This window comes from Methylobacterium sp. CCH5-D2, from assembly GCF_001556475.1.
Lineage (GTDB): Bacteria > Pseudomonadota > Alphaproteobacteria > Rhizobiales > Beijerinckiaceae > Methylobacterium > Methylobacterium hispanicum.
The window spans coordinates 1-7,336 of sequence record NZ_LSIX01000895.1 but is presented as its reverse complement, the minus strand read 5'-3'; the positions used below and the strand labels follow the sequence as shown (position 1 = coordinate 7,336).

Annotated in this window: 6 protein-coding genes and 1 pseudogene; 4 read left to right on the top strand and 3 right to left on the bottom strand. The window is 72.0% G+C overall.

Annotation, left to right across the window (positions count from 1 at the left end; all coding sequences use genetic code 11):
* From AX737_RS23990 to AX737_RS23980, 3 genes and pseudogenes are all read right to left on the bottom strand, one after another.
* Positions 1-526: pseudogene (locus AX737_RS23990) on the bottom strand (hypothetical protein); the annotation flags it as partial.
* A 154-nt stretch (positions 527-680) separates the two neighbouring features.
* On the bottom strand, positions 681-1,778 hold the full coding sequence (locus AX737_RS23985; RefSeq protein WP_066925750.1) for an ATP-binding protein: 1,098 nt from the start codon (positions 1,776-1,778) through the stop codon (positions 681-683).
* Positions 1,779-1,864: 86 nt separating this feature from the next.
* Entirely contained in the window at positions 1,865-2,497 is a 633-nt protein-coding gene (locus AX737_RS23980) for a helix-turn-helix transcriptional regulator (RefSeq protein ID WP_066925747.1), read from the bottom strand.
* 213 nt (positions 2,498-2,710) lie between these two features.
* On the opposite strand from AX737_RS23980, the gene AX737_RS23975 reads away from it, so the two are divergent.
* The 4 genes from AX737_RS23975 (at position 2,711) to AX737_RS23960 (ending at position 7,059) form a co-directional block, all read left to right on the top strand.
* A complete protein-coding gene (locus AX737_RS23975; RefSeq protein WP_066925744.1) occupies positions 2,711-3,058 on the top strand; it encodes a DUF952 domain-containing protein in 348 nt (115 codons plus the stop codon).
* Complete coding sequence (locus AX737_RS23970) at positions 3,055-4,128, top strand: quinone-dependent dihydroorotate dehydrogenase (protein WP_066925741.1); 1,074 nt, start codon at positions 3,055-3,057, stop codon at positions 4,126-4,128. Before AX737_RS23975 ends, AX737_RS23970 begins: the two co-directional genes overlap by 4 nt.
* A gap of 352 nt (positions 4,129-4,480) precedes the next feature.
* On the top strand, positions 4,481-6,778 hold the full coding sequence (locus AX737_RS23965) for an FdhF/YdeP family oxidoreductase (RefSeq protein ID WP_066925738.1): 2,298 nt from the start codon (positions 4,481-4,483) through the stop codon (positions 6,776-6,778).
* Positions 6,775-7,059: a hypothetical protein gene (locus tag AX737_RS23960; protein ID WP_066925735.1), complete on the top strand. Its 285-nt coding sequence runs from the start codon at positions 6,775-6,777 to the stop codon at positions 7,057-7,059. The genes AX737_RS23965 and AX737_RS23960 overlap by 4 nt, the downstream gene beginning before the upstream one ends.
* Positions 7,060-7,336: the final 277 nt, after the last annotated feature.

The following is a 7,336-nucleotide window of genomic DNA, read 5'->3' as shown; positions in this document are numbered from 1 at the left end:
GGCCGGAGGCCGGACCGCCGGCACCCATCGGGTTCCGATTCGGGCCCTCGTTCAGCGCCTGACGCGCGTAGGGCGCGCCGGCGCCGGCGGGCTGCTGCTGCTCGTTGCGGCGGCGGAACCAGCGCACCGCGAAGGCGACGAGCAGGACGACGAGGCCGATCTGCAGCATCAGGCCGAGGAAGGAGGCGATGCCGCCGAGGCCGCCGGAGAAGCCCGCGCCGAGCAGGGCACCGATCAGGCCGGCACCGAGCAGGCCCGCCATGAAGCCGCCGCCGAAGCGCCGTCCTTGCTGGGGCTGCATGCCCGGATTGGTCATGCCCGGCTGGGCCTGCGTGCGCTGCATTGGGGCCGCCGTCCCAGGCGCGGTCTGCGTCGCGGACGGCGCGTTGAAGGTGCGGGACCCGCGCGAGCCGACGCTGCCGCCGCCCCCGGGCCGGGCTTCCGCGATGGGAGCTGCAACCGTCAGCGCCGCGGCCAGCGCCAGGAAGGTCGCCGTGCGCTTACGGCGCTTGGTGGAGGTGAGCATCGAGAGCCTCTGCGAGAATACCGAACGCGAAGACGGATCGCGGCGTCTGATCGCGGCGTCTTGGACGCCCCGACTATATGGAGACGGACCACGCAGCATTTTAGTCCGACCGCCGGTCCGCTTTTCGCGGTTGCGCGGGGTGCGGGCCGAACGATCAGCCCCCGTCGCGGCGGATCGCGGCCGGGAAGACGAGACGCACCTGCGTGCCTTCGCCGGGACGACTGTCCAGGCTGATCGTGCCGTTCTGTCGTTTCATTAGGCCGTGGACGATGGCGAGGCCCGCGCCACGGCCGGCCTCATGGCTCGTCGCGAAGGGCGCGAGCGCCCGGGCCAGCATCTCCGGCGACATGCCGCTTCCCGTGTCGGTCACGCTCACGCCCACCGCCCCTTCGCTCGGATGCTGCATCGAGCGCTCGCCCGGCAGGATGCGGAAGGTCGCGAGACTGATCGAGCCTCGGTCCGGGATGGCCTCGCAGGCATTGGCGACAAGGTGGCGCAGCGCGAGTTCGACCTGGGTCGGGTTCGCGACGGCCCAGGGCAGGTCGGGCGTCGTCGCCACGTCGAGCCGGACCCGCTCCGGGAGCGTCGGGCGAATGGCGACGGCGGCCTCCGCCACGACCGCGTCCAAGTCGATCGCCCGCACGTCCGGTGCGATCCGACGCGAGAAGGCGAGGAGCTGACGGGTCAGCACGGCGGCCCGCTCGGTGGCGTCCGTCGAGCGGCTCATGGCGCGCTGGACGAAAGGCTCGGGGCGGTCGCCCAGCCGGCGCTTCAGCCCGTCGATGTAGCCGATCAGGATCTGCAGGAAGTTGTTGAACTCGTGCGCCACGCTGTTGGTGAGCAGGCCGAGCGCCTCGCGCTGGCGGGAGAGCGCGAGCGCGCCCTCGACGTCCCGGCGTCGGGTCACATCGACCACCTGCCCGAGCCGCAGCGCGCTGCCCGAGACCGTCCCGAGCGTCAGGCAGCCCCAGTAGGTGGCCCCGTCCATCCGCGCCCCGAGGAAATCGAGGGGCTCGTCGCCCAAGGATTCGGTCCGGTCGCCGAGGAGGAGACGCAGGTCCCCGCCCACGACCCTGTCCCGCGGGTAACCGGTCAGCGCCAGGAAAGCGGAGTTGGCGTAGACGAACCGCGCCTGCGCGCCGGAATCCTCGAGCAGGAAGGCCGGCACCGCCGCGTGATCCAGCAGGGCTGCGGCCGCGGAGATGGCGTCCTCACGGCCGCGCTCGCCGCCATTCAGTACGGGCTCCGCCATGGCATCATCCGGTGGAGCGGGCCGGGCCCGCGACCCAACCAGCGTTAACCGCCCCCACCTCGACGGCCAAGCCTGCCGGCCGACCGCTACTGGCGGATCCACATCACCCGGGCGATCCAGGCGATCTCGCCCACGTTGAGGACGCGATCCTCGTGATCGGGGTTGAGCGAGACCAGCTCGACCGTGCGCGCGGTGCGCCGCCGCAGTTCCTTGGCCAGCACCTCGCCCGTATGGGTGCGCACCACCACGCGGTCGCCCTTGCGCACGCTCGCCGAGGGCGAGACGATCAGCACGTCGCCGTCGCGAAACAGCGGCATCATCGAGTCGCCCTGCACCTCCAGCGCGAAGGCGCGCTCCTCGCCGAGATCGGGGAAGTCGACCTCCTCCCAGCCGGCACCGCCCGTCGGCATGCCCTCCTCGGTGAAGAGGCGGCCGACGCCGGCCTGCGTCATGCCGATGAGCGGCACCGTCGAGCGCACCGGTCCCTCGCGCGCCTCGATCAGGCGCAGGAACTCGTCGAGGCTCGCGCCCGTCGCCGCCAGCACCTTCGAGACCGATTCGGTCGAGGGCCAGCGCTTGCGGCCGTCGGCGCCGATCCGCTTGGAGCGGTTGAAGCTCGTGGCGTCGAGCCCCGAGCGGCGGGCGAGCCCGGACGGGGAGTAGCCGTGACGTTCCGCCAGTCGATCGATGGCGGTCCAGATCTGCTCGTGGGACAACATCTGTCGGGCTCGGTGCCTCAACGGGCCGCAAAGACGCACGGCCTAGTTGTAGGAAAGTAGAACTACAAACCGCGGAATGCAACCACTCATTGCCGGTCCGGCGCCCCTTTTCGACAAGCTCGGCCGCGCGTCTGCTCGAGCGCGTTGCGTGCGGACGGTTGTCAGGCGGCGGCCCCGCGCCGTATCGACGGCCTGCAACGATCGGACCTGCGCATGCCTCTCATCTTCAAGATCTGTCCGCGCGCCCTCTGGCGCGAGGCCGAGGGCTCGGGCCGGTTCACGGGGGCGCCCGTGGACGTGGCCGACGGGTTCATCCACTTCTCCACGGCGGCGCAAGTCCCTGAGACGGCAGCGCGACACTTCGCGGGCCAGCGCGATCTCCTCCTGGTCGCGGTCGAGGCCGAGGCGCTGGGCGAGGCGCTGCGATTCGAGCCCTCGCGCGGGGGCGACCTGTTCCCGCACCTCTACGGGGACCTGCCGCTCGCGGCGGTGCGCTCGGTCGCCGAGCTCGCCCTCGGGGCGGACGGGCGCCACGTCTTCCCCAAGGAGATCGGGGCATGATCGAAGTCCTGTTCCCCCTGGTCCGGCCGGTGCTCCACGGGCTCGACGCGGAGCGGGCCCACAACCTGACATTGCGTGCCTTGGCGGCCCTTCCGGCGCGCCGCCCGCCCCCCGACGACCCGCGCCTCGCCGTCGAGCTCCTCGGGCGCACGGTGCCCAATCCCGTCGGGCTCGCCGCGGGTTTCGACAAGGGCGCCACGGTGCCGGACGCGCTGCTCGGCCTCGGGTTCGGTTTCGTCGAGGTCGGCGGCGTGGTGCCGCGCCCGCAGCCCGGCAACCCGCGCCCGCGGGTGTTCCGGCTGACGGCGGACGGCGCGGTGATCAACCGGTTCGGCCTCAACAGCGAGGGGCTCGAGGTGGTGGCCGGGCGTCTGGCCGCGCGCCGGGGCCGTCCGGGGATCGTCGGGGTCAACATCGGGGCCAACAAGGAGGCCGCCGACCGGCTCGCCGACTACGTGGCCTGCACGGCCCGGCTCGCGCCCCACGTCGCCTTCGTCACCGTCAACGTATCCTCGCCGAACACGCCGGGCCTGCGCGACCTCCAGGGCGAGGCCTTCCTGGACGAACTGCTCGCCCGGGTCGTGGCGGCGCGGGACGGGACGGGCGCGAGCGCCGCGGTGCTCCTGAAGATCGCCCCCGACATCACCCTCGACGCCCTCGACGCGATCTGCGCCACCGCGCTGCGGCGGGGCGTGCAGGGGCTCGTCGTCTCGAACACCACGGTGGCGCGGCCGGAGAGCCTGACGGAGACCGCCCTGGCGCGGGAGGCCGGCGGGCTGTCGGGCCGCCCGCTCTTCGGCCCGGCGACGAAGCTCCTGGCCGAGACCTACCTGCGGGTCGGGAGCAAGGTACCGCTGATGGGCGTTGGCGGCGTCGATTCGGCCGAGGCCGCCTGGACCAAGATCCGGGCGGGCGCGAGCCTCGTGCAGCTCTACTCGGCCCTGGTCTATCAGGGCCCGGGCCTCGTCGGCGCGATCAAGCGCGGGCTGCTCGATCGCCTGCAACGGGAGGGTCTCCCGAACCTCGCGGCGGCCGTCGGGCGGGACGCGGCGGTTCTCGCGGAGGGCTGAGGCATCGGGTGGCGCGGCAGCGTGCCGGATTCCGGGGAGGATGGATATGAGATCCCGCTTCCGGCCGGAACAAAAATGCCGCTCCCTCCCGGAACCGGCACCGTTTTGCCGAACTGCGCAGCTCGACTGAAAGTCGTTGTCGATCGACAACCAGACTCCGTCGATCCCCGAACACCCGCCCGCAAGCAGATCGCGACCGTCGCCGCGCGTTCGCAAGTTCGAACAAGTATAAGAACAAGGCGCTAGACCCACGCTTTCTGCGCATGAGGGGCCTGCGCCCGCACGCGATTGAGCGGGCCGGGGTTCGACGCTTATCTCGCGGCAGCATACGGTCTTCTTCCGAGACAAGCACATGGACCACCCGGTCGCGTCTCCCAAGCGCTCCTCCGCGGCCGGCGGCTGGGGGGCCCTCAAGTCCTGCGGCAAGCACCTGCTGGGCAGCCGCGCCCCGCTCTCGGGCGCCCGCGCCCTGATGAAGGCCAACCAGCCCGACGGGTTCGATTGCCCGGGCTGCGCCTGGGGCGACCCGGAGCACGGCTCCTCCTTCGAGTTCTGCGAGAACGGCGTGAAGGCGGTCTCCTGGGAGGCCACCGACAAGCGCACGCCCCCGGCCTTCTTCGCGCGCCACACCGTCGCGGAGCTGCGCGGCTGGAGCGACCACGCGCTCGAGGGCGAGGGCCGCCTCACCCATCCGATGCGCTACGACGCGGGAAGCGACCGCTACCTGCCGGTCTCCTGGGAGGCGGCCTTCGCGGAGATCGGGCAGGAGCTCAACGCGCTCGCCCACCCGGACCAGGCCGAGTTCTACACCTCGGGCCGCGCCTCGAACGAGGCCGCCTACCTCTACCAGCTCTTCGCCCGGCTCTACGGCACCAACAATTTCCCCGACTGCTCCAACATGTGCCACGAGGCGAGCGGCATCGCGCTCACCCAGGCCATCGGGGCCGGCAAGGGCACGGTGACGCTGGAGGATTTCGAGCGCGCCGACGCGATCTTCTGCGTGGGCCAGAACCCCGGCACCAACCATCCGCGCATGCTGGGCGACCTGCGCCGCGCCGCCGAGCGCGGCGCCCGCGTGGTGGTGCTCAACCCCGTGCGCGAGCGCGGCCTGGAGCGCTTCGCCGACCCGCAGAACACCGTGGAGATGCTGCGCGGCGCGAGCCGCCCCATCGCCAGCCACTACCTGCAGCCGCGGCTGGGCGGCGACATGGCGGCCTTCCGCGGCATGGCGAAGGCGATCTTCGCGGTCGACGACGCGGCGCTCGCCGCGGGCAAGCCCTCGCTCCTCGACCGGCCGTTCCTCGCCAAGCACACCGCCGGACTGGACGCGTGGCGCGCGGCCGTCGACGCGACGGGCTGGGACGCCATCCTCGACCAGTCGGGCCTCACCCGCGCCGAGATCGAGGCGATGGCCGAGGTCTATCTCGGCGCCGACAGGGTGATCGCCACCTGGGCGATGGGCGTGACGCAGCATCGCCACTCGGTCGCGACGATCCGCGAGATCGCCAACGTGATGTTCCTGCGCGGCCATATCGGCCGGCCCGGCGCGGGCCTGTGCCCGGTGCGCGGGCACTCGAACGTGCAGGGCGACCGCACGGTCGGCATCAACGAGAAGCCGCCCGCGGCCCTCCTCGACGCGCTGGAGCGCGAGTTCCATTTCGAGGCGCCGCGCCGGCACGGCCACAACGTGCTCGCCGCGATCGGCGCGATGCTCGACGGCTCGGCCCGGGCCTTCATCGGGCTCGGGGGCAACTTCGCCCGCGCCACGCCCGATTCCGCCCTCGTCGCGCGGGCGCTCGCCTCCTGCCGGCTCACCGTGCACATCGCGACGAAGCTCAACCACTCGCACCTCGTGCCGGGTGCGGTGGGCTACCTGCTGCCCTGCCTCGGCCGCACCGAGATCGACCGCAACAGCCGCGGCAAGACCCAGATCGTGACCGTCGAGGACTCGATGAGCATGGTCCACGGCTCGGGCGGCATCAACCGGCCGGCCTCGCCGCACCTGCGCTCGGAGGTGGCGATCATCGCCGGGATCGCCGCCGCGACGGTCGGCTCGGAGCGGGTGGAGTGGGCCGCGCTCGCCGACGACCACGACCGCATCCGGGAGCTGATCGAGCGCACGATCCCGGGCTTTGCAGGCTACAACACCCGGGTCCGCCGGCCGCGCGGCTTCATGCTGCGCAACCTCGCGGCGGAGCGCGTCTTCGAGACGGAGGCCGGCCGGGCCACCTTCTCGGACGACGCCCTGCCCGAGGCCACCGAGCACCAGCGGGCGGCCGGCACGGAGGACACCTTCGTGCTGCAGACCTTCCGCAGCCACGACCAGTACAACACCACCGTCTACGGCCTGGATGACCGCTACCGCGGCGTCTACGGCGAGCGGCGCGTGGTGTTCGCCCATCCGGAGGATCTCGCCGAGATCCGTGCCCGGCTGGGCGACCGGGTCGATATCCGGGGCGCGCACCGGGACGGCGTCGAGCGGGTGGCGGAGGATTTCCGCCTCGTGCCCTTCGACATGCCCCGCGGCGCGCTCGCCGGCTACTACCCGGAGCTGAACGTGCTGGTGCCGCTCTCGACCGCAGGGGCGCAGAGCGACACGCCGACCTCGAAGTCGGTCCTCGTCACCCTCCAGGCACGGACACACGCATGACGGAAGTTGAGTTCATCGGCACGGTCGAGGAGCTGCAGACGCGCCGCCCCGACCTCTCGCGGCTGGAAGCGGGTCTCCTCGCCGCTCCGCATCTCGGGCTCAGCCCCGACACCCGCAGCTTCGCCCGGATCTTCGACGTGGCCCACGCCCACGTGCTGCGCGCCCTCTCGCGCCTCGACGAGGCCGGCCTCGTCGCGGTGACCGAGCGCGACCCGCGCACCCAGCGCACCCATTTCGCTCCGACGGACGAGGCCCGCACGCTGTTCCGGCAGGCGGCCTGAGGCGGGGAAGTCCGTTCCAGGCGAGGAGGCACGCCCACCGCGCTCCCTGCCGGCTCCACGGGCTATCGGCTTCACGTCTCTGGACCCGATCTCGTCGAGAAGGCGGACGGGCATCGGATCGAGCATGAACCACGCCGCGCCCCCCTCTCCCATAGGGAGAGGGTTGGGGTGAGGGGTATGACCTTGCAGGACTGAGCACGCCATCGACGCGCGTTCAGAGCGGCGCTTCGTCCTGAAGCCTCATACCCCTCACCCGGCTTTCTGCGAAAGCAGACCT

Coding starts and splice junctions, on each gene's coding strand:
- AX737_RS23985 (WP_066925750.1), bottom strand. CDS start 1,778: ATGGCGGAGCCCGTACTGAATGGCGGCGAGCGCGGCCGTGAGGACGCC.
- AX737_RS23970 (WP_066925741.1), top strand. CDS start 3,055: ATGATCGAAGTCCTGTTCCCCCTGGTCCGGCCGGTGCTCCACGGGCTC.
- AX737_RS23965 (WP_066925738.1), top strand. CDS start 4,481: ATGGACCACCCGGTCGCGTCTCCCAAGCGCTCCTCCGCGGCCGGCGGC.
- AX737_RS23975 (WP_066925744.1), top strand. CDS start 2,711: ATGCCTCTCATCTTCAAGATCTGTCCGCGCGCCCTCTGGCGCGAGGCC.
- AX737_RS23960 (WP_066925735.1), top strand. CDS start 6,775: ATGACGGAAGTTGAGTTCATCGGCACGGTCGAGGAGCTGCAGACGCGC.
- AX737_RS23980 (WP_066925747.1), bottom strand. CDS start 2,497: ATGTTGTCCCACGAGCAGATCTGGACCGCCATCGATCGACTGGCGGAA.